At 66.0% G+C, this 22,810-nt stretch carries 14 protein-coding genes and 3 rRNA genes; 9 read left to right on the top strand and 8 right to left on the bottom strand.

Translation table 11 applies throughout. The features are described from left to right. The first annotated feature begins 3 nt into the window (after positions 1-3). From A5691_RS10400 to rrf, 3 genes are all read left to right on the top strand, one after another. Positions 4-1,531 (top strand): 16S ribosomal RNA (locus tag A5691_RS10400). A gap of 282 nt (positions 1,532-1,813) precedes the next feature. Further along, positions 1,814-4,912 (top strand): 23S ribosomal RNA (locus tag A5691_RS10405). A gap of 93 nt (positions 4,913-5,005) precedes the next feature. Continuing rightward, positions 5,006-5,118: ribosomal RNA gene (gene rrf / locus A5691_RS10410) — 5S ribosomal RNA — on the top strand. Together the 16S, 23S and 5S rRNA genes form the textbook arrangement of a ribosomal RNA operon. Positions 5,119-5,177: 59 nt before the next feature. Here rrf and A5691_RS10415 read toward each other — a convergent pair. The 3 genes from A5691_RS10415 to A5691_RS10425 form a co-directional block, all read right to left on the bottom strand. Continuing rightward, positions 5,178-5,681 (bottom strand): methylated-DNA--[protein]-cysteine S-methyltransferase, encoded by a 504-nt coding sequence (locus A5691_RS10415; RefSeq protein ID WP_067747740.1) that lies wholly within the window; start codon positions 5,679-5,681, stop codon positions 5,178-5,180. Continuing rightward, positions 5,678-7,177, bottom strand: coding sequence for a DNA-3-methyladenine glycosylase 2 family protein (locus A5691_RS10420; protein ID WP_068018443.1), 1,500 nt, complete (start codon positions 7,175-7,177; stop codon positions 5,678-5,680). Before A5691_RS10420 ends, A5691_RS10415 begins: the two co-directional genes overlap by 4 nt. A gap of 67 nt (positions 7,178-7,244) precedes the next feature. Further along, entirely contained in the window at positions 7,245-8,129 is an 885-nt protein-coding gene (locus tag A5691_RS10425; RefSeq protein WP_197694450.1) for a LysR family transcriptional regulator, read from the bottom strand. Positions 8,130-8,220: 91 nt separating this feature from the next. Between A5691_RS10425 and A5691_RS10430 the strand changes: the two genes are divergently transcribed. After that, on the top strand, positions 8,221-9,468 hold the full coding sequence (locus A5691_RS10430; RefSeq protein WP_068018435.1) for an MFS transporter: 1,248 nt from the start codon (positions 8,221-8,223) through the stop codon (positions 9,466-9,468). A 16-nt stretch (positions 9,469-9,484) separates the two neighbouring features. Here A5691_RS10430 and A5691_RS10435 read toward each other — a convergent pair whose 3' ends face one another. Together A5691_RS10435 and A5691_RS10440 are read right to left on the bottom strand one after the other, a co-directional pair. After that, the gene (locus A5691_RS10435) at positions 9,485-9,865 is read right to left on the bottom strand and encodes a hypothetical protein (RefSeq protein ID WP_156675700.1); all 381 of its coding nucleotides are present in this window, start codon (positions 9,863-9,865) and stop codon (positions 9,485-9,487) included. 69 nt (positions 9,866-9,934) lie between these two features. After that, complete coding sequence (locus A5691_RS10440) at positions 9,935-11,548, bottom strand: adenylate/guanylate cyclase domain-containing protein (protein ID WP_067781101.1); 1,614 nt, start codon at positions 11,546-11,548, stop codon at positions 9,935-9,937. Positions 11,549-11,593: 45 nt separating this feature from the next. Between A5691_RS10440 and nucS the strand changes: the two genes are divergently transcribed. Beyond that, positions 11,594-12,265, top strand: coding sequence for an endonuclease NucS (nucS, locus tag A5691_RS10445; RefSeq protein ID WP_067887645.1), 672 nt, complete (start codon positions 11,594-11,596; stop codon positions 12,263-12,265). A 22-nt stretch (positions 12,266-12,287) separates the two neighbouring features. Continuing rightward, positions 12,288-12,596 carry a hypothetical protein gene (locus A5691_RS27255; RefSeq protein WP_082950235.1) on the top strand — a complete coding sequence of 103 codons (309 nt, stop codon included), beginning with the start codon at positions 12,288-12,290 and terminating at the stop codon, positions 12,594-12,596. On the opposite strand, the gene mce is transcribed toward A5691_RS27255, so the two are convergent. Beyond that, positions 12,597-13,064, bottom strand: a complete 468-nt coding sequence (gene mce, locus A5691_RS10450) for a methylmalonyl-CoA epimerase (RefSeq protein WP_197499003.1) — start codon at positions 13,062-13,064, stop codon at positions 12,597-12,599. It abuts the gene before it with no gap. A gap of 78 nt (positions 13,065-13,142) precedes the next feature. Between mce and A5691_RS10455 the strand changes: the two genes are divergently transcribed. After that, a complete protein-coding gene (locus tag A5691_RS10455; RefSeq protein ID WP_068018428.1) occupies positions 13,143-14,324 on the top strand; it encodes an acetyl-CoA C-acetyltransferase in 1,182 nt (393 codons plus the stop codon). A 194-nt stretch (positions 14,325-14,518) separates the two neighbouring features. Continuing rightward, positions 14,519-15,442 carry a tetratricopeptide repeat protein gene (locus A5691_RS10460; protein ID WP_068018426.1) on the top strand — a complete coding sequence of 308 codons (924 nt, stop codon included), beginning with the start codon at positions 14,519-14,521 and terminating at the stop codon, positions 15,440-15,442. Positions 15,443-15,504: 62 nt separating this feature from the next. Here A5691_RS10460 and glgB read toward each other — a convergent pair whose 3' ends face one another. Together glgB and A5691_RS10470 are read right to left on the bottom strand one after the other, a co-directional pair. After that, positions 15,505-17,700, bottom strand: a complete 2,196-nt coding sequence (gene glgB / locus A5691_RS10465; protein ID WP_067887650.1) for a 1,4-alpha-glucan branching protein GlgB — start codon at positions 17,698-17,700, stop codon at positions 15,505-15,507. Position 17,701: 1 nt separating this feature from the next. Beyond that, a complete protein-coding gene (locus tag A5691_RS10470; protein ID WP_068018424.1) occupies positions 17,702-19,816 on the bottom strand; it encodes an alpha-1,4-glucan--maltose-1-phosphate maltosyltransferase in 2,115 nt (704 codons plus the stop codon). A 347-nt stretch (positions 19,817-20,163) separates the two neighbouring features. On the opposite strand from A5691_RS10470, the gene glgP reads away from it, so the two are divergent. Further along, positions 20,164-22,809, top strand: coding sequence for an alpha-glucan family phosphorylase (glgP, locus tag A5691_RS10475; protein WP_068018419.1), 2,646 nt, complete (start codon positions 20,164-20,166; stop codon positions 22,807-22,809). The last annotated feature ends 1 nt before the right edge of the window (position 22,810 follow it).

Genomic DNA, 22,810 nt, shown 5'->3' on the forward strand with positions numbered 1-22,810 from the left:
TTTTGTTTGGAGAGTTTGATCCTGGCTCAGGACGAACGCTGGCGGCGTGCTTAACACATGCAAGTCGAACGGAAAGGCCTCTTCGGAGGTACTCGAGTGGCGAACGGGTGAGTAACACGTGGGCAATCTGCCCTGCACTTCGGGATAAGCCTGGGAAACTGGGTCTAATACCGGATAGGACCACTTGGCGCATGCCTTGTGGTGGAAAGCTTTTGCGGTGTGGGATGGGCCCGCGGCCTATCAGCTTGTTGGTGGGGTGATGGCCTACCAAGGCGACGACGGGTAGCCGGCCTGAGAGGGTGTCCGGCCACACTGGGACTGAGATACGGCCCAGACTCCTACGGGAGGCAGCAGTGGGGAATATTGCACAATGGGCGCAAGCCTGATGCAGCGACGCCGCGTGGGGGATGACGGCCTTCGGGTTGTAAACCTCTTTCACCATCGACGAAGGCTCACTTTGTGAGTTGACGGTAGGTGGAGAAGAAGCACCGGCCAACTACGTGCCAGCAGCCGCGGTAATACGTAGGGTGCGAGCGTTGTCCGGAATTACTGGGCGTAAAGAGCTCGTAGGTGGTTTGTCGCGTTGTTCGTGAAATCTCACGGCTTAACTGTGAGCGTGCGGGCGATACGGGCAGACTAGAGTACTGCAGGGGAGACTGGAATTCCTGGTGTAGCGGTGGAATGCGCAGATATCAGGAGGAACACCGGTGGCGAAGGCGGGTCTCTGGGCAGTAACTGACGCTGAGGAGCGAAAGCGTGGGGAGCGAACAGGATTAGATACCCTGGTAGTCCACGCCGTAAACGGTGGGTACTAGGTGTGGGTTTCCTTCCTTGGGATCCGTGCCGTAGCTAACGCATTAAGTACCCCGCCTGGGGAGTACGGCCGCAAGGCTAAAACTCAAAGGAATTGACGGGGGCCCGCACAAGCGGCGGAGCATGTGGATTAATTCGATGCAACGCGAAGAACCTTACCTGGGTTTGACATGCACAGGACGCGTCTAGAGATAGGCGTTCCCTTGTGGCCTGTGTGCAGGTGGTGCATGGCTGTCGTCAGCTCGTGTCGTGAGATGTTGGGTTAAGTCCCGCAACGAGCGCAACCCTTGTCTCATGTTGCCAGCGGGTAATGCCGGGGACTCGTGAGAGACTGCCGGGGTCAACTCGGAGGAAGGTGGGGATGACGTCAAGTCATCATGCCCCTTATGTCCAGGGCTTCACACATGCTACAATGGCCGGTACAAAGGGCTGCGATGCCGCAAGGTTAAGCGAATCCTTTTAAAGCCGGTCTCAGTTCGGATCGGGGTCTGCAACTCGACCCCGTGAAGTCGGAGTCGCTAGTAATCGCAGATCAGCAACGCTGCGGTGAATACGTTCCCGGGCCTTGTACACACCGCCCGTCACGTCATGAAAGTCGGTAACACCCGAAGCCAGTGGCCTAACCCTTGGGAGGGAGCTGTCGAAGGTGGGATCGGCGATTGGGACGAAGTCGTAACAAGGTAGCCGTACCGGAAGGTGCGGCTGGATCACCTCCTTTCTAAGGAGCACCACGAAAAGCACTCCAATTGGTGGGGTGCGAGCCGTGAGGGGTTCCCGCCTGTAGTGGGCGGGGGCCGGGTGCACAACAGCAAATGATTGCCAGACACACTATTGGGCCCTGAGACAACACTCGGCCAGTCCGTGTGGTGTCCCTCCATCTTGGTGGTGGGGTGTGGTGTTTGAGTATTGGATAGTGGTTGCGAGCATCTAGACGGATGCGTTGCCGGCAACGGTGGCGTGTTCGTCAAAATGTGTAATTTCTTTTAAAACTCTTGTGTGTAAGTAAGTGTCTAAGGGCGCATGGTGGATGCCTTGGCATCGAGAGCCGATGAAGGACGTGGGAGGCTGCGATATGCCTCGGGGAGCTGTCAACCGAGCATTGATCCGAGGATTTCCGAATGGGGAAACCCAGCACGAGTCATGTCGTGTTACCCGTATCTGAATATATAGGGTGCGGGAGGTAACGCGGGGAAGTGAAACATCTCAGTACCCGTAGGAGAAGAAAACAATTGTGATTCCGTCAGTAGTGGCGAGCGAACGCGGAACAGGCTAAACCGCATGCATGGATAACCGGGTAGGGGTTGTGTGTGCGGGGTTGTGGGATTGATATGTCTCAGCTCTACCTGGCTGAGGGGTAGTCAGAAAGTGTCGTGGTTAGCGGAAGTGGCCTGGGACGGCCCGCCGTAGACGGTGAAAGCCCGGTACGCGAAAACCCGGCACCTGCCTTATATCAACACCCGAGTAGCAGCGGGCCCGTGGAATCTGCTGTGAATCTGCCGGGACCACCCGGTAAGCCTAAATACTTCTTGATGACCGATAGCGGATTAGTACCGTGAGGGAATGGTGAAAAGTACCCCGGGAGGGGAGTGAAAGAGTACCTGAAACCGTGTGCCTACAATCCGTCAGAGCCTCCTTGTGGGGTGATGGCGTGCCTTTTGAAGAATGAGCCTGCGAGTCAGGGACACGTCGCGAGGTTAACCCGTGCGGGGTAGCCGCAGCGAAAGCGAGTCTGAATAGGGCGCATCCCCTTTGGGGTGTAGTGGCGTGTTCTGGACCCGAAGCGGAGTGATCTACCCATGGCCAGGGTGAAGCGCGGGTAAGACCGCGTGGAGGCCCGAACCCACTTAGGTTGAAGACTGAGGGGATGAGCTGTGGGTAGGGGTGAAAGGCCAATCAAACTCCGTGATAGCTGGTTCTCCCCGAAATGCATTTAGGTGCAGCGTTACGTGTTTCACCACGGAGGTAGAGCTACTGGATGGCCGATGGGCCCTACTAGGTTACTGACGTCAGCCAAACTCCGAATGCCGTGGTGTATAGCGTGGCAGTGAGACGGCGGGGGATAAGCTCCGTACGTCGAGAGGGAAACAGCCCAGATCGCCGGCTAAGGCCCCTAAGCGTGTGCTAAGTGGAAAAGGATGTGCAGTCGCAGAGACAACCAGGAGGTTGGCTTAGAAGCAGCCACCCTTGAAAGAGTGCGTAATAGCTCACTGGTCAAGTGATTGTGCGCCGATAATGTAGCGGGGCTCAAGCACACCGCCGAAGCCGCGGCAACCGCAAGGTTGGGTAGGGGAGCGTCCCCCATGCAGCGAAGCCACCGGGTAACCGTGTGGTGGAGTTTGGGGGAGTGAGAATGCAGGCATGAGTAGCGATAAGGCAAGTGAGAACCTTGCCCGCCGTAAGACCAAGGGTTCCTGGGCCAGGCCAGTCCGCCCAGGGTGAGTCGGGACCTAAGGCGAGGCCGACAGGCGTAGTCGATGGACAACGGGTTGATATTCCCGTACCCGTGTGTGGGCGTCCCTGACGAATCAGCGGTACTAACCACCCAAATGGTGGTCTATCAATCCCTTCGGGGTGCGAGGATCGCCGGCTGCGTGGGACCTTCGCTGGTAGTAGTCAAGCAATGGGGTGACGCAGGAAGGTAGCCGTACCAGTCAGTGGTAATACTGGGGCAAGCCTGTAGGGAGAGCGATAGGCAAATCCGTCGCTCATTAATCCTGAGAGGTGATGCATAGCCGGTTGAGGTGAATTCGGTGATCCTCTGCTGCCAAGAAAAGCCTCTAGCGAGCACACACACGGCCCGTACCCCAAACCGACACAGGTGGTCAGGTAGAGCATACCAAGGCGTACGAGATAACTATGGTTAAGGAACTCGGCAAAATGCCCCCGTAACTTCGGGAGAAGGGGGGCCGGAATACCGTGAACACCCTTGCGGTGGGAGCGGGATTCGGCCGCAGAAACCAGTGGGTAGCGACTGTTTACTAAAAACACAGGTCCGTGCGAAGTCGCAAGACGATGTATACGGACTGACGCCTGCCCGGTGCTGGAAGGTTAAGAGGACCCGTTAACCGTAAGGTGAAGCGGAGAATTTAAGCCCCAGTAAACGGCGGTGGTAACTATAACCATCCTAAGGTAGCGAAATTCCTTGTCGGGTAAGTTCCGACCTGCACGAATGGCGTAACGACTTCCCAACTGTCTCAACCATAGACTCGGCGAAATTGCACTACGAGTAAAGATGCTCGTTACGCGCGGCAGGACGAAAAGACCCCGGGACCTTCACTACAACTTGGTATTGGTGTTCGGTACGGTTTGTGTAGGATAGGTGGGAGACTTTGAAGCAGTTACGCCAGTAATTGTGGAGTCGTTGTTGAAATACCACTCTGATCGTATTGGACACCTAACGTCGAACCCTTATCGGGTTCACGGACAGTGCCTGGCGGGTAGTTTAACTGGGGCGGTTGCCTCCTAAAATGTAACGGAGGCGCCCAAAGGTTCCCTCAACCTGGACGGCAATCAGGTGTTGAGTGTAAGTGCACAAGGGAGCTTGACTGCGAGACTTACAAGTCAAGCAGGGACGAAAGTCGGGACTAGTGATCCGGCACCCCCGAGTGGAAGGGGTGTCGCTCAACGGATAAAAGGTACCCCGGGGATAACAGGCTGATCTTCCCCAAGAGTCCATATCGACGGGATGGTTTGGCACCTCGATGTCGGCTCGTCGCATCCTGGGGCTGGAGCAGGTCCCAAGGGTTGGGCTGTTCGCCCATTAAAGCGGCACGCGAGCTGGGTTTAGAACGTCGTGAGACAGTTCGGTCTCTATCCGCCGCGCGCGTCAGAAACTTGAGGAAACCTGTCCCTAGTACGAGAGGACCGGGACGGACGAACCTCTGGTATACCAGTTGTCCCACCAGGGGCACCGCTGGATAGCCACGTTCGGACAGGATAACCGCTGAAAGCATCTAAGCGGGAAACCTTCTCCAAGATCAGGTTTCTCACCCTTTTAGAGGGATAAGGCCCCCCGCAGACCACGGGATCGATAGGCCAGACCTGGAAGCTCAGTAATGAGTGCAGGGAACTGGCACTAACCGGCCGAAAACTTACCAACACACAATCGCAACCACTAGTTCAGTCCCAGCGGCTATTGTCGTCGGGCGCTCTGAACACCACACCCCCCACCGAAACCAAATTTAAATAGAGTTACGGCGGCCACAGCGACAGGGAAACGCCCGGTCCCATTCCGAACCCGGAAGCTAAGCCTGTCAGCGCCGATGATACTGCCCCTCCGGGTGGAAAAGTAGGACACCGCCGAACATACACAAAAACACCCCCGGCAACGGGGGTGTTTTTGCATTTCTCGGTACGGCGCATTCCTAGTCGAACAATGTCAAGGCCGCATTCACCGACGCGCGTTTCTTCTCCAATGCGAGCAGCGTTCGCTTGCGGTCGAGCCCGCCGCCGTAGCCGGTCAGGCTCCCATTGGCGCCGATGACACGGTGACAAGGGACGACGATCGCGATGGGATTGTGGCCGTTCGCCAATCCCACGGCGCGCGCGGAGCCCGGGGCGCCGATCTGTTCCGCGATCTCTCCGTAGGACCTGGTTTCGCCGTAAGGAATTGTCTGAAGGGCCTTCCACACGCGCCGCTGGAATTCGGAGCCGCGCAACTCGAAGTCGAAATCGAACTCGGTGAGTTCGCCGGCGAAATATGCGTTCAGTTGGTCGGTGGCCTCGTTGAACGCCGTGGCGTTCGGTGCCCAGCCGGTTCGGCTGGGCTCGTAAGTCTGGTCGACCATCCGAAGCATCGTCAGAACCGAGTCCTGACCGGCGAGGGTCAGCGGCCCGATCGGGCTGTCGATGGTGCGGTACTCGATCATGCTGTCTCCTTCTGGGGCTCCTGTGGTGGCCATTGGTTAACCGGATGCTCGAGGGTGGTCCAGAGGTACTGGGTGGCGTAGGAGCGCCAGGGGCGCCACCGGGCGCCGTGCCCGATCAGGGCCCGTTCGTCGGTCGGTAAGCCCAATTGCCTGGCGGCCATCCGAAGCCCAAGGTCGGTGGCGGGGAAGGCATCCGGGTCACCGAGCCCACGCATCGCGATCACCTCCGCGGTCCATGGGCCGACTCCGGGCACCTCCAGCAATTGTCTGCGGGCGGCCTCCCAGTCGCTGCCGCTGTCGAGGACGATACTGCCGTCGGTGAGGGCGGCGACCAATGCGCTCAGGGTCCGTCGCCGGGTCTTGGGGACCGCCAAGTGGATGGGGTCGATCTCCGCGAGTTGCTCCACGGACGGGAAGGTGTGGGTCAGCCCGCCGTCGGGGTCGGCGATCGGCCGGCCGTAGGCCGCGACCAGGCGGCCGGCGTGGGTTCTGGCCGCCTTGGTCGACACCTGCTGGCCCAGGACTGCGCGCACGGCGAGCTCGGCCTCGTCCACGGTGCGTGGAATGCGTTGTCCGGGGGCCTTTCCCACGACCGGACGCAGGTGCGGGTCGCCGGACAGCGCGTCGTCCACCGCCTCGGGATCGGCGTCGAGATCCAGCAGTCGCCTGCAGCGGGCGATCGCCGTCGTCAGGTCGCGAAAGTCATCGAGCACCAGCACGCAGCGGACGTGATCGACGGCCGGTGTCAGGGTGGTGACGGCGCTGCCGAACGGGAGACGCAGGCTCCGTCGATACGCGCCGCCGCGGATCTCCTCACAACCGGGCACGGTGCCGGCGGCCAGGTGGCCGAAGACGCCCTCGTAGGCGAACGGGGTGCGGACCGGCAGTCGCAGGCACACGGCCCCCGGCGAAGCGGTGCCGGTCCCGGCCCGCCCCGCCGCCCGCCGACGCAGCTCCCTCGGGGTGCTCTCGAAGACAGAGCGCACCGTGTCGTTGAACTGCCGGATGCTGGAGAACCCCGACGCGAACGCGATGTCGCCGAATGGCAGGTCCGTGGTCTCGACAAGCAGCCGGGCCGTCTGTGCCCGCTGGGCGCGGGCCAGCGCGAGCGGGCCGGCGCCGACCTCGGCCTGCAACAGCCTCTCCAGCTGGCGGGTGGTGTAGCCGAGGTGCGCCGCCAGGCCGCCGACGCCTTCGCGGTCCACGGTGCCGTCGGCGATGAGACGCATCGTCCGGGCGACGACGTCGCCCCGGACATTCCATTCCGGTGACCCGGGCGAAGCGTCGGGCCGGCACCGCTTACACGCCCGGAATCCGGCCCGCTGGGCGGCGGCCGCGGTCGGGTAGAAGCGCACGTTGCGGGCGAACGGCGGCCGCACCGGGCAGCTGGGCCGGCAATAGATGCGGGTGGTCAACACCGCCGTGACGAACCAGCCGTCGAACCGGGCGTCCTTGGACTGGACGGCGCGGTAGCAGCGTTCGAAGTCGTCGTGCACGCTTCTAAGACTTACACCCGCCCGGTGACAAAACTGGCGGAAAAGCGACATGGCAGTGGGAGCCCACCTACGGGCCGTCGTGCCGCACGGCCGCGGCGGCGGCGATGAAGTCGCGGGCCGGGCGGGACAGCGGCCGGCCCGAGTCCCAGATCATCCCCACGTCGCGGTACGCGTCGGCGTCGGCCAGTGGCAGCACGCTCAACGCCGCCGCGGATTCGCTGCCGTCGATGGGCATCAGGCCGACACCCAGCCCGGCGGCCACCAGGCCCGCGGTCGTGGTGAGGTTCGCCGCCTCCAGCACGATCCGCGGCTGGAATTGTGCCGCGGCGCAGAGCTCGTCGAGCAGCCGTCGCATGCCGAACCCGGGGTGCATGGCCACGACGGGCTCGTCCGCGAGATCGGTCATGGACACCGCGGCATCGCCCTCGAATCGGTGACCACGTGGCACGGCGACACCGAGCCGCTGCCGAAACAGGCTGCGCCAGGCGAGAGTTGGCCGCCGTGGCCGCGGGGACACCACCCCGACGTCGACGCGCCCGGCCAGCACCAGCTCGCCGATCGATTCGGCGGCGCCCTCCTCGAGCGCGAAGGCCACGCGGGGTGAGGATTCCTTGAACCGGGCGATCAGGCGCGGCACCACCGTCGCCCCGAACGAGCCGAGGAAGCCCACCCGGATCTCGCTGACGGCCGGGTTGGCCAGGTCGTCAATCGCGCGCCTGGCCGAGTCGAGCTCCAGCTGCGCGCGCCGGGCATGCTCGTAGAAGATCCGGCCATACGTGTTGAGGGACAGGCGTTTGCCGCGACGATCGAACAGCGCCACGCCCAGCCGCCGTTCCAGACGCGCGAGCATCCGCGTGAGCGTCGGCTGGGCCACGCGAAGCTGTTCGGCGGCCGCCGTGACGTGTTCCAGCTCCGCAAGTGTGACGAACCACTCGTAGTCGTCGCCCGCCACGCACACCATCCTCAACTTATGTCTTTCGAGCATATTAAACCTGCGAATAATTCATTTCCTTCGCTTTGCGTCGGCGCGCAGGATTGAGGGCATGCCCCAAGGCCCCTCCACCGCCGTAGCGCACCGAGCCGGAACCCGCGGGTACCGGCGGCTGACCGCGGCGCTCTGCGGTGCCGGTCTGGCCAGCTTCGCCGCGATGTACTGCACCCAGGCGCTGCTGCCGGCGCTTTCGGCGTCGTATCGGATCGGTCCGGCCGCGGCGGCGCTCACGGTCTCGCTGACCACGGGGATGCTGGCCGTCTGCATCATTCCCGCCAGCGTCCTGTCCGAGCGCTACGGCCGCATCACCGTGATGTTGACCTCGGGGGTGGCGTCCAGCGTGATCGGGCTCCTGCTGCCGTTCAGTCCGACGCTCGGCGTGCTGCTCGTCGGCCGCGCCGCGCAGGGCGCCGCGCTGGCCGGGATACCCGCCGTCGCGATGGCGTTCCTCGCCGAGGAGGTGCACGCCTCGTCGCTCGGGTCGGCGATGGGCCGCTACATCGCCGGAACGACGGTCGGCGGGCTGGCCGGACGCCTCGTCCCCTCGTTGGTCATCGAGGCGAGCGATTGGCGGGTCGCGCTGCTGGTGTGCTCCCTGACGACACTGGCCGGCACGGTGGTCTTCGCCGCCCTGGTGCCGCGGTCTCAGTTCTTCGACCCGAAGGAGACGAGCGTGCGGGCCAGCATCCGGAACCTCGCCGCGCATCTGCGAAACCCGTTGCTGCTGAAGCTGTTCGCGGTGGGGTTCGTGTTGATGGGTGGATTCGTGACCGTGTACAACTACCTTGGCTACCGATTGACCGGGCGGCCGTTCGGCCTGGCGCCGTCAGCGGTCGGCCTGCTGTTCCTGCTGTACCTGGTCGGCACCTGGACGTCGGTGGCGGCCGGGCGGCTCGCCGACCGCAGGGGACGCCCACTCGTGCTGCGGGCCGCCCTGCCGGTCACGGTGACGGGCCTGCTGCTGACCGTGCCGCACGCCCTGCCCGCGATCGTGGTGGGGGTCGGCGTCTTCACGGGTGGTTTCTTCGCCGCGCACACCGTGGCCAGCGGCTGGGTGGGCGCGGTGGCACGGCGCGACCGCGCGGAGGCGTCGGCGCTGTATTTGTTCAGCTACTACTTGGGCGGGTCAGTGGCCGGTGCGATCGGCGGCGTCGTGTACGCGGTCGGCGGCTGGCCGGCGACGGTCGGTTTCGTCGGCGGGCTGCTGGTGGCCGGCTCATGCCTGGTGGCGTTGTTGGTGCGGGAGGGCGACCCCCGCACCAACAACCACCTCGTTGCGGCCTTGGCGGCCGCTGACTGATGCACCCGGCAGGCGGCTAGGGGCCGGGAGGGGTCCCGACGCAGACGCCGCCGGCGCAGGCCCCCGCGCCGCCGGGTCCGGCGGACGCACCGGCGCCCGGCACACCCGCGCTCGCGCCGCCTGGGCCCGCGCCGGCGCCCGAGCCACCCGGGCCGGCCGTCGTGGCGCCCCCGGGTCCGGTCTCGGGACCGCCGCCCGGGCCGGCCGGAGTCGTCGCCGCCGGTGCCGTCGTGGTGACGCTGGCGGGCGTGGTGACGGAGGTGGTGACGGTCGAGGTCGAAGTCGTCGGGTTCTTGTTGTCTTTGCCCGAGCCGCAGCCCGCGGTCAACGAACTCAAGGCGATCGCCACGGCGATCCCCGCGGCGAGGGAAGCACGCCGCGCAGTTCCACTAGCCATGTCAACACCAATCTCTGAAAGGGGCGATGTCCTTAGTCCCCTTACCCACTCGGGTCGGAAATCAATCCATCAGGCCGGCGGGTCGGCGGGCGTGGCGAGCCGGGTGGGCTGCTCATACCCGCGAAGAGTCACGGTCTCGCCCAAAGTCCAACGGCCGCGCTCGTTCTCGCTCGCGCCTTCGAGGGCATCGGCCGTCGCCAGCAGTCGACCCGGGTACGACTTGGCGAGTTCGCAGAGGCGGGCCGCCTCGTTGACCGGACCGCCGATCACGGTGTACTCGAAGCGTTCCCGGGCGCCGACGTTGCCGGCCACCACCTGCCCGGCCGCCACGCCGATACCGGCTTGGCACTGCGGCATTTCGTCGACGAGCCGCTCGGCGATGGCGCGCGCCGCGGCCAGCGCCTGGTCTTCCGGGCGGTCCAGATGGTTCGGGGCCCCGAAGATGGCCAGGGTCGCGTCCCCCTCGAACTTGTTGACCAGACCGCAGTGTCGATCCACTTCCTCGACAACGATGCCGAAGAATTGATTGAGCACCGAAACGACTTCCGCCGGAGGCCGGCTGGTCACCAGTTGGGTGGAACCGACGATGTCGATGAATACGACTGCTACATGGCGTTCTTCGCCGCCCAGCTTCGGTCGCTCGCGTTCGGCGGCCAGGGCGACCTCGCGTCCGACGTGCCGGCCGAACAGGTCGCGAACCCGTTCGCGTTCGCGCAGCCCGTCCACCATCGCGTTGAAACCGCGTTGCAGCTCACCGAGTTCGGTGCCGTCGAAAACGACGAGGTCGCCCCGCAGATCGCCGCGCTCAACCCGGCGCAACGCCGCGCGGACCACGCGCACCGGAGTTGCGGTGAGCCAGGCCAGAATCCACATCAACAGGCAACCGAAGATGAGCGTGGCGATCGAGACGATCAGCACACCGACGGCGAATTGCGTTTCGGTCAGATTGCGCATCAAGGCTTGAAAGCCCGCCAGGAAGCCGATGCCGAGAACGGGCAGGCCCGAGCCGAGGAACCAGACCACCATGGTCCGGCCCATGATCCCCGAGGCGAATCGACGCGGTGGTGGCCCCGCTTCGAGCGCCTGAGCCGCCGCCGGGCGCAGCGCGAACTCTGCCAGCAGATAACTGCCGGTGGCCACCAAGATCCCGCAGATGCCCACCGCGATGAGGAAGCGCGGGATGAAGAGCGTGTTGACTAGGCCATAGAGCGTGGTCAGCACCACCGCCCCGACACCCCACAGGATGAGATCGAAGCGGGCGATTCGCCATGGGGCCAGGAACGTGTTTCGTTCGTCTTCCCGGTTCGGCGCGCGCTCCTCGATCGCCCAGCGGAGCGATACGACGGTCCTGCGGGTGATCCAGTAGGTGCCCACCGCCAGCGCCAGCGCGATGTAGGCCGGTGATGCCGCGAAGGTTATCCACCATGGCGCGTCAAACACACTCGGTTGCGGGATGGCGACGGTCACCAGGAGCAGGGCGACGCCGATGCCGATCAGGTTGGCGCCCAGCACCAGTACAGTCAGGATGACCTGGATGCGGACGCGGCGACGTGCCTGGCTTTCTGACACCCGCCCCAACAGCAGGGAGCCGTACGCCGGGGTCTCCGGTAGCCGGCCGCTCTGACGCGTGACCGTCTCGAGCACCCGCCCGATGCGTTTCGCCAAGCTCTGCGTGGCCGACATGGTGGCGCCAGCCTAATTTGTCGGCCACGCTCTAAGGTGAGTCGGGTGCGTCTAGTGATCGCCCAGTGCACTGTGGACTACGTCGGCCGGCTCACCGCGCATCTTCCCTCGGCCCGCAGGCTGCTGCTGTTCAAGGCCGACGGATCGGTCAGCGTGCATGCCGATGACCGCGCCTACAAACCGCTGAACTGGATGAGCCCGCCGTGCTGGCTGACCGAGGAGCCGGGTGAGCAGGCCCCCGTGTGGGTGGTGCAGAACAAGGCCGGCGAACAGCTGCGGATCACCGTCGAGGATGTCGAGCACGACTCCAGCCACGACCTGGGCGTCGATCCCGGGCTGGTCAAGGATGGGGTCGAAGCCCATCTGCAGGCGTTGCTCGCCGAGCATGTGCACCTGCTCGGCGAGGGGTACACGCTGGTTCGTCGCGAATACATGACCGCCATCGGGCCCGTCGACCTGCTCTGCCGTGACGAACAGGGCGGTTCGGTGGCGGTGGAGATCAAGCGGCGCGGCGAGATCGACGGGGTCGAACAGCTCACCAGATACCTCGAGCTGCTCAACCGCGACAGCGTGCTCGCGCCGGTGAAGGGCGTGTTCGCGGCCCAGCAGATCAAGCCACAGGCGCGCACACTGGCCATCGACCGTGGGATCCGTTGTGTCACACTGGATTACGACAAGATGCGCGGGATGGACAGCGACGAATACCGGCTGTTCTGAGCCTCCCGGCTAGGCTGGCGGCATGGCCCGGCGCCGCACACCGCCACGTCAGCGGTGGCAGTCATCGCCGCCCCCGCCTGCCCGCCGGGTGGAGGTCGGGCCCGACGGCCACGAGTACGAAGTCCGTCCGGTCGCGGCCGCCCGTGCGGTCAAGACCTACCGTTGCCCGGGCTGCGATCACGAAATTCGGGTCGGCACCGCACATCTGGTGGTGTGGCCAACCGATCCGACCCTCGGTGGAGGCCCAGGACTCGTCGAAGATCGGCGGCATTGGCACACCCCGTGCTGGAGCCACCGCGCCACGCGGGGCCCAACCCGGAAGTGGTCTTGATCAGGCGGCCGGTTCGACCAGCTCGATGAGGACGCCGCCGGCGTCCTTGGGGTGGATGAAGTTGATCCGCGAGTTTGCCGTGCCGCGGCGCGGGGCCTCGTAGACGAGCCGGATGCCCTGCGAGCGCAGGTGCTCGATCACGCTGTCGAGGTCGCTCACCCGAACCGCCATCTGCTGGATGCCGGGCCCGCGCTTGTCGAGGAACTTGGCGATGGTCGAGGAGTCGTCGATCGGGGCCATCAGCTGGATCTGCGCCGTACCGGTGGGCGCGCCGCGCACGGCCAGCATGGCTTCGCGGATTCCCTGGTCCTCGTTGACTTCCTCGTGCACCAGGATCATGCCGAGGTGGTCGCGGTACCACGCGATTGCCGCGTCCAAGTCGGCGACTGCGATGCCGACGTGATCGATCGCCGTCACCAGCTCGGTGGCCAGGACCTGACGGGCGTCAACTTGATCGGTCGTCATCACATAAAGGTAACCTGGCGGCAAAGACTGCGCTTCTCCGGGAGGCCGGATCGGCCGTCCACGGACCTTTGGGAGGTTGTTATGACGACGTCGGTGATCGTTGCTGGAGCGCGCACGCCGATCGGCAAATTGATGGGTTCGCTGAAGGATTTTTCGGCCAGCGATCTGGGTGCCATCGCGATCGCCGGCGCGCTGGAGAAGGCCAACGTGCCCGCGTCGGCTGTCGAGTACGTGATCATGGGCCAGGTGCTGACGGCCGGCGCCGGCCAGATGCCCGCGCGGCAGGCGGCCGTAGCGGCCGGCATCGGCTGGGACGTCCCGGCGCTGACCATCAACAAGATGTGCCTGTCCGGCATCGATGCCATCGCGCTGGCTGACCAGCTGATTCGAGCCGGTGAGTTCGACGTCGTGGTGGCCGGTGGGCAGGAGTCGATGACCAAGGCGCCGCATTTGCTGATGGACAGCCGGGCGGGCTACAAGTACGGCGACGTCACCGTCCTCGACCACATGGCCTACGACGGCCTGCACGACGTCTTCACCGACCAGCCGATGGGCGCGCTCACCGAGCAGCGCAACGACGTCGACAAGTTCACCCGCGCCGAGCAGGACGAGTTCGCTGCTCGGTCGCATCAGAAGGCGGCGGCGGCGTGGAAGGACGGCGTCTTCGCCGACGAGGTCGTTCCCGTCAACATCCCGCAGCGCAAGGGTGATCCGCTGCAGTTCACCGAGGACGAGGGGATTCGCGCCAACACCACCGCCGAGTCGCTGGCCGGCCTCAAACCGGCCTTTCGCAAGGACGGCACCATCACCGCCGGGTCCGCGTCGCAGATCTCCGACGGGGCCGCGGCCGTGGTGGTGATGAACAAGGCCAAGGCGGAGGAACTGGGGCTGACCTGGCTGGTCGAGATCGGTGCACACGGCGTCGTCGCCGGGCCGGACTCCACCTTGCAATCGCAGCCGGCCAACGCGATCAAGAAGGCGCTCAGCCGCGAGGGCATCACCGCCGACCAGCTCGACGTGGTCGAGATCAACGAGGCGTTCTCCGCCGTCGCGCTGGCCTCGACCCGCGAACTCGGCGTGGATCCCGAGATCGTGAACGTCAACGGCGGCGCGATCGCCGTGGGGCACCCCATCGGGATGTCGGGCGCGCGGATCACGCTGCATGCCGCCCTGGAACTGGCCCGCCGCGGCTCCGGCTACGGCGTCGCGGCCCTGTGCGGCGCGGGCGGGCAGGGTGACGCACTGATCCTGCGGGCAAAGTAAGCGGGCCGAGAAGCCGGAGCGCGCCGACGCCCTCGGCGACGTTGCTGGACCGACGCGCGTGGGAAGTTTTGTGATCTTCGTCATATCGTCCCCCGCGGCCGTCTCCGGGCGCGATTTTCGGGCCGCGGCACCGGGCCCACGCGTCCGCGCGACCGGGTGGATGGGGCACCGATGCGCATGACAAACTTGACGGTGTGACGCGTCCGCGACCCTCGATCGGCCCCGCGATGGCCGGCGCTGTCGACCTATCCGGCCTCAAGCAGCGGGCCCAGCAGCAACCGCCCGGCGGCGGGACCGGCGGCGGCGCAACGCCGGCCGCCGAGGGCGGCCCCGGAGGCACCGCGATCACCGAGGCCAATTTCGAGGCCGAGGTCCTGCTGCGGTCCGAGGAAGTGCCCGTCGTGGTGCTGCTGTGGTCCCCGCGCAGCGACGCGTGCGTCCAGCTGCTGGACACGCTGTCCGGCATGGCCGCCCAGGACAACGGACAGTGGTCGCTGGCGACGGTCAACGTCGACGTGGCGCCCAGGGTTGCCCAGATATTCGGTGTCGACGCGGTGCCTACCGTCGTGGCTTTGGCCGCCGGGCAGCCGATCTCGAGCTTCCAGGGCATGCAGCCGCCGGATCAATTGCGCGGCTGGCTGGACCAGATCCTTTCGGCGACGGCCGGGAAGCTCAGGGGCCCAGGCGGTTCCGCCGCTGCCGACGAAGTCGACCCCGAGTTGGCGGCCGCCCGCGAGCAACTGGAGGCCGGCAATTTCGAGGGCGCCCGAGCGGCGTATCAAGCAATTTTGGACGCCAATCCGGGCAGCGCCGAGGCCAAGGGCGCGATCCGGCAGATCGACTTCCTGATGCGCGCGACCGCGCATTCACCGGACGCGGTGGCCGCGGCCGATGCGGCACCGGCCGACATCGAAGCGGCCTTCGCGGCTGCCGATGTCCAAATCCTCAACCAGGACGCGAGCGCGGCGTTCGAGCGCCTGATTGCTCTGGTGCGCAGCACATCCGGGGACGAGCGCACTCGGGTGCGCACCCGGCTGATCGAGCTGTTCGAGCTCTTCGATCCCGCCGATCCCGAGGTCGTCGCCGGGCGGCGGAACCTCGCCAACGCGCTCTACTGAGGTCGCCGGCCGCGGCCGTCGGGTGGTTGCGGCGAAAGCGGCTCGTGCTGAGCGGCCCCGGTCTACTCGGGCTCGAGCCACAGGGCCGAGTTGGGCGGCAGCACCAGCACCGCGGAGGCGGGACGCCCGTGCCACGGGTCCTCGGTGGCATCCACCCCGCCCATGTTGCCGATGCCCGTCCCGTTGTAGTCGGTGGCGTCGGTGTTGAGCACCTCGCGCCAGCGCCCTGCGGACGGCAGCCCGAGCCGGTAGCCGCTGTGCTCATTGCCCGCGAAGTTGAAGATGCACGCCATGACGGATCCGTCGCTGCCATAACGCAGGAAGCTGAGCACGTTGTTGGCCGAGTCGTTGGCGTCGATCCAGGAGTATCCGTCGGGGATGGTGTCCTGGCTCCACAGCGCCGGGTGGCTGCGGTAGATGGCGTTGATGTCACGCACCAGACGCGCGACGCCGTTCGAGAAGCCCTGCTCGTCGAGCTGCCACCAGTCCAGACCGCGCTCCTCGGACCATTCGGCGCGCTGGCCGAATTCCTGTCCCATGAACAGCAATTGCTTGCCGGGATGCGCCCACTGATAGGCGAGCAGGCTGCGCAGCCCGGCGGCCTTGACGTGGTTGTTGCCCGGCATCCGGCCCCACAGGGTGCCCTTGCCGTGCACGACCTCGTCGTGGCTGATCGGCAGCACGTAGTTCTCGCTGAACGCGTACAGCATCGAGAACGTCATCTCGTGGTGGTGGTAGTTGCGATAAATCGGGTCGCGGCTGATGTAGTCGAGCGTGTCGTGCATCCAGCCCATGTTCCACTTCATCGAAAAGCCCAGGCCGCCAAGGTTTGTCGGGCGCGTGACGCCGGGCCACGACGTCGACTCCTCGGCGATGGTGACGATGCCGGGCGCGCTCTTGTGCACCGTGGCGTTCATCTCCTGCAGGAACTGAACGGCCTCGAGGTTCTCCCGCCCGCCGTAGATGTTGGGCGTCCAGCCGCCCTCGGGGCGTGAATAGTCCAGGTACAGCATGGAAGCCACCGCGTCCACCCGCAGGCCGTCGACGTGGTACTCCTCGAGCCAGTACAGAGCGTTCGCCACCAGGAAGTTGCGCACCTCGGCGCGTCCGAAGTCGAAGACGTATGTGCCCCAGTCAAGTTGCTCGCCACGCTTGGGGTCGGCGTGCTCGTAGAGCGGGGTGCCGTCGAACCGTCCCAGCGCCCACGCGTCCTTCGGGAAGTGCGCAGGCACCCAGTCCACGATCACGCCGATGCCGGCGTGGTGCAGCGCGTCGACCAGTGCCCGGAATTCGTCGGGCGTGCCGAAACGGGACGTCGGCGCGTAGTAGGACGTGACCTGGTAGCCCCAGGATCCGGCGAAGGGATGCTCGGCGACGGGAAGCAGCTCCACATGGGTGAAGCCGTGCTCCACCACGTAGTTGGTCAGCTCCTCGGCGAGCTGCCGGTAGCCGAGGCCGGGGCGCCACGAACCGAGGTGCACCTCATAGGTGCTCATCGGCTCGAACACCGGATTGCGTTGGGCGCGCTGTTCCATCCACTCGGCGTCCTGCCAGGTGTACTTGCTGCGCGTGACACGGGAGGCGGTGTGCGGCGGAACCTCGGTGGCGAAGGCCATCGGGTCGGCCCGCTCGGTCACGACCCCGTCGGCGCCGTGCACGCGAAACTTGTACAGACCGTCGGGGGGGAAGTCGGGCCAGAACAGCTCCCACACTCCCGACGAGCCCAGCGACCGCATCGGAGCGTCGCTGCCGGTCCAGCCGTTGAACTCGCCGATCAGGCTGACGCCCTTGGCATTGGGCGCCCACACCGCGAACGACACGCCGTTGACCACGCCGTCTGCCGTGGTGAACGAGCGGGGATGCGCCCCAAGGACTTCCCAGAGCCGCTCGTGTCGACCCTCGCCGAACAGGAAGAGGTCGACCTCGCCCAGCGTGGGCAGGAAGCGGTACGCGTCGGCGACCGTGTAAGGGTCGGCGCCCTCGTATTTGATCTGCAGCCGGTAGTCGATCAGGCCGGTGAACGGCAGCACCGTGGCGAACAACCCGGATTCGATGTGCTCCAACGGAAACCGGTCGTCTCCGACGAGTGCGACCACCTCGGCCGCATGCGGCCGGAACGCCCGGATGACGGTGTGGTCGGCATACTCGTGGGCGCCCAGAATGCCGTGCGGGTTGTGCTGCGTGCCGGCCAGGAGGCGGCCCAGGTCGGCCGGGTCGGGGGCCAGGTGCGTCCTGGCCAGTTGGTCGGCTTGGCTCATCTCACAATCCCTCCGGTCCGTTAGGTGGCCTGCGGAGCAGCTTCATTCGCGCGTCCTGCGGGATGAGTGGCATGTTGATCACATGCGCGACCGCTCGCGCAGGGTCGATGCGAACGTAGTTTGCTTGCCCCCATTGGAATTCTTGGCCGGTGATTTCGTCGCGCACCCAAAATCGTTCGTAGGGCTCCATACCCAAAGCCGCCATGTCCAAAAACAGCGTGGCCTCTTCGGCCCCGAACGCGTTGAGCGTCACCACCACCAACACGCAGTCGCCGGTCGCCGGGTCGAACTTGCTGTAGGCCAGCAATGCGTCGTTGTCCACCGCGTGGAAATGAATGGTGCGCAGCTGCTGCAGCGCCGGATGCAGCCGGCGAATCGAGTTGAGCAGGGTGATGAACGGCTCCAGCGAGCGTCCCTCGGCCAGCGCACCCGCGAAATCGCGGGGCCGCAGTTCGTATTTCTCCGAGTCCAGGTACTCCTCGCTGCCCTCCCGCACCGCGCGGTGTTCGAACAGCTCGTATCCGGAATACACGCCCCACGCCGGACCCATCGTCGCCGCCAGCACCGCGCGGATCGCGAACATGCCGGGGCCGTTGTGCTGCAGGCTCGCATGCAGGATGTCGGGCGTGTTGACGAACAGGTTCGGCCGCCGGAAGTCCGCCGCGGCGGCGATCGCTTCGCCGAACTCGGTGAGCTCCTGCTTGGATGTGCGCCACGTGAAGTAGCTGTAGGACTGGGTGAACCCGAGCTTGGCCAGACCGTACTGGCGGGCCGGCGGCGTGAACGCCTCCGAGAGGAAGAGCACGTCGGGGTCGATGCCCTTCGCCTGGGCGATCAGCCACGCCCAGAAGTTCGGCGGCTTCGTGTGCGGATTGTCCACCCGAAAGAACTTGACGCCGTGGTCCATCCAGTGCCGCACGACACGCAGCACCTCGTCGTAGAGGCCCGCCGGGTCGTTGTCGAAGTTCAGTGGATAAATGTCCTGATACTTCTTCGGCGGGTTTTCCGCGTAGGCGATCGTGCCGTCGGGCAATTCGGTGAACCACTCGCGGTGGTCGCGCGCCCAGGGGTGGTCCGGCGCGCACTGCAGCGCCAGGTCCAACGCCACCTCCATGCCGAGTTCGCGCGCCGCGGCGACGAAGGCGTCGAAGTCCTCGAGGGTGCCCAGTTGCGGATGGATGGCGTCGTGGCCGCCCTCGTCACTGCCGATCGCCCACGGCGAACCCACATCTGAAGGGGCGGCGGTCGGAGAGTTGTTGCGCCCCTTGCGATGTACCTTGCCGATGGGGTGGATCGGCGGCAGGTAAACGACGTCGAACCCCATCGCCGCGATCCGCGGAAGCTGGGCGGCCGCCGTGGCGAACGTGCCGTGTACGGGCTTGCCGTCGGCGTCCCAACCGCCGGTCGAGCGGGGGAACATCTCGTACCAGGAACCGAAGCGGGCCATCGGCCGGTCCACCCACACTCCGTACTGCTCGCCGCGGGTGACGAGATCGCGCAAGGGGTACTCGGCCAGGATCTCGTCGATTTCGGGCGCCAGGGCCAACGCGGTCCGGGTGACGGGGTCACCGGGAGCGCGCAATGCCGCCGCGGCCGCCAGCAGCGGCTCACGCTTCGTGCGCGGTACCCCCGTGGCCGCGCGCTCGAACAGCCCGGCCCCGACCAGGAGGTCGTTGGACAGTTCCGTCTCGCCCTGGCCGGCCTCGAGCTTCGCGACCAGGCCATGCCGCCAGGAGTGGATCGGGTCGCCCCAGCCGTCCACGCGGAAGGTCCACAGGCCGACCCGGTCGGGCATGAATTGCCCGTGGAAGACGTACGGCTCGAGGCCCAACGTCATCGGCAGCAGCAGCGGCTTGACTCGTTGCTGGTCCACAATGCCGTCGACTTCGGGCGCGGCCTTGACGGGGGCTTGAACCGCTTTGATTCGGCGCGTTTCGGTTACTTGCGGATAGCGCGGCCCCAGGTAGCGCACGACCAGCGTCGCGGCGACGGCCTCGTGGCCCTCCCGCCACACCGCCGCGCTGACCGGGACGATCTCACCGACCACGGCCTTGGCGGGGTACGCGCCGCATGAGACGACGGGTTGGACGTTATCGATCTCGACACGACCAGGCACAACACTCCGTTCCGATTTGCCCGTTCCTCCCCGGCCCGATCTCTCGGGCCGCGGAGTCGCCGGCAGAGTTCCGACTAGCCGACTTCATCTCGGTCCGCTCCCTCGGACTCGGACCGCGTCGTCGTCGGCTGGTTCCGATTGTGTGCGGGCAAACCGCGTGTGCTTCGTCGCGGAATGCCTCTCGTCTGGCGAAATTTCCTGTCGTGGGGAACTTCCTCTGCGGGGAAGCGCCGTTGCGGCCCCAATAACTAACCGATACCCACCCTAGTGTCCGGTCACACCCCCGGCGGGAAAAGCCGTCTACCGCCCACGTGCGCGGCGCGAAATCCTCAGTAAGGTAAGGATGCGTGAAAGCCCTCCGCCGCTTTACCGTCCGTGCTCACCTCCCCGAACGGCTGGCCGCGCTGGACCAGTTGTCGACCAACTTGCGATGGTCGTGGGACAAGCCGACCCAGGAGCTGTTCGCGACCGTGGACACGGACCTGTGGGAGCGGTGCGGGTCTGACCCAGTGGCGTTGCTGGGCGCGGTGAATCCGGCACGGCTCGACGAGCTGGCGCTGGACGAAAACTTCCTCGGCCGGCTCGACGAGCTGGCCGCCGACCTGAACGATTACCTGTCCCGGCCGCTGTGGTACCAGCAGCGACAAGCCGACGGCGTGGCGATGCCGACGGCCATCGCCTATTTCTCGATGGAGTTCGGCGTCGCGGAGGTGCTGCCGAACTACTCGGGCGGTCTGGGCATCCTCGCCGGGGACCACCTGAAGTCGGCCTCCGACTTGGGGGTGCCGCTGGTGGCGGTCGGCCTGTACTACCGGTCGGGGTATTTCCGCCAGTCGCTGACCGCGGACGGCTGGCAGAACGAGACCTACCCGTCGCTCGATCCGCAGGGGTTGCCGTTGCGGCTCCTCACCGATTCCACCGGGGATCCCGTCCTGGTCGAGCTGACGCTTCCCGACTCCGCCCAGCTGCACGCGCGGATCTGGGTCGCGCAGGTGGGGCGGGTTCCGCTGCTCCTTCTGGACTCCGACGTCCCCGAGAACGAGCACGACCTGCGCGGCATCACCGACCGGCTCTACGGCGGCGACCAGGAACATCGGATGCGCCAGGAGCTGCTGGCCGGCATCGGGGGCGTGCGGGCGATCCGCGCGTTCACCGCCATCGAAGGCCTGCCGGCGCCCGAGGTGTTCCACATGAACGAGGGGCACGCCGGGTTCCTGGGCGCCGAACGCATCCGCGAGTTGATGACCGATGCCGGACTCGACTTCGACACCGCGCTGGCCGTCGTGCGGTCCAGCACGGTGTTCACCACCCACACCCCGGTTCCCGCGGGCATCGACCGGTTCCCGATCGACATGGTGCGGCTCTACTTCGACGGGCATGTCGAGGAGGACCCCGGGAAGAGGACCGAGAAAGCCGGTGGCAAGAACGCCCCCGCGTTGTTGCCGGGCGTGCCGACTGCCCGCATCCTCGCGCTCGGCGCCGAGGACGACCCGACCAAATTCAACATGGCGCACATGGGTTTGCGGCTGGCGCAACGGGCCAACGGCGTCTCGTTGCTGCACGGTGAGGTCAGCCGCGCCATGTTCAACGAGCTGTGGCCCGGGTTCGACTCGGACGAGGTGCCGATCGGGTCCATCACCAACGGGGTGCACGCGCGCACCTGGGCGGCGCCGCAATGGCTGCAGCTGGGGCGTGAGCTGGCCGGTTCCGATTCGTTCGGCGATCCGGGCGTCTGGCTGCGGCTGAATCAGGTTGATGCGGGCCACCTCTGGTGGATCCGCTCGCAATTGCGGTCGTTGCTGGTCGAGGACGTCCGGCGGCGGCTGCGCAAGTCCTGGCTCGAACGTGGCGCATCGGACGCCGAATTGGGTTGGATTGCAACGGCATTCGACCCCGATGTGCTCACCATCGGGTTCGCCCGACGGGTGCCGACCTACAAGCGGCTGACGCTGATGCTGCGCGATCCGGAGCGGCTCGAACGCCTGCTGCTCGACGAGGACCGGCCCATCCAGCTCATCGTCGCCGGTAAGTCGCACCCCGCCGACGACGGCGGCAAGGCGTTGATCCAACAGGTGGTTCGCTTCGCCGACCGCCCGGAGGTGCGCCACCGCATCGCGTTCCTGCCCGACTACGACATGTCCATGGCCCGGCACTTGTACTGGGGATGCGACGTCTGGCTGAACAACCCGCTGCGGCCGCTGGAGGCGTGCGGCACGTCCGGGATGAAGAGCGCGCTCAACGGCGGCCTGAACCTGTCCATCCGCGATGGCTGGTGGGACGAATGCTACGACGGCGAAAACGGTTGGGAGATACCGTCCGCCGACGGTGTGGCCGACGAGGCCCGCCGCGACGACCTGGAGGCCAGCGCGCTCTACGACCTGCTCGAGCAGGCCGTCGCGCCCAAGTTCTACGAGCGCGACGAGCACGGGGTGCCACCACGGTGGATCGAGATGGTGCGGCACACGTTGCAGACGCTCGGCCCCAAGGTGCTGGCCTCGCGCATGGTGCGTGACTACGTCGAGCGGTATTACACGCACGCGTCGCAGTCGCTGCGCAGGACCGTCGGGCCCGCCGAGGACGGCGAGGACGGCGGTGAGTTCGGCGCCGCGCGCGAGGTGGCCGGTTACCGGCGGCGCGCCGAAGAGGCGTGGCCGAAGATCACCATCACCGATGTCGACAGCACCGGGCTGCCGGACACGCCGGTGCTCGGCGCCAAGCTGACGCTGACCGCCACCGTGGCCCTGGACGGCCTCGCGCCCGACGAGGTCACCGTTCAAGGGGTGGTGGGCAGGGTGGACGCCAGCGACGCGCTGCTGGATCCGGTCACGGTCGAGATGTCGTACACCGGGACCGCCGAAGGCGGCAACCAGGTGTTCTCGACGACGCTGTCGCTACCGCTGGCGGGGGCGGTCGGGTACACGGTCCGCGTGCTGCCCCACCACCCGATGCTCGCTTCCAGCGCCGAGCTCGGCCTGGTCACCCTGGCCCGCTGAG

This window comes from Mycobacterium sp. E183, assembly GCF_001667735.1.
Lineage (GTDB): Bacteria > Actinomycetota > Actinomycetes > Mycobacteriales > Mycobacteriaceae > Mycobacterium.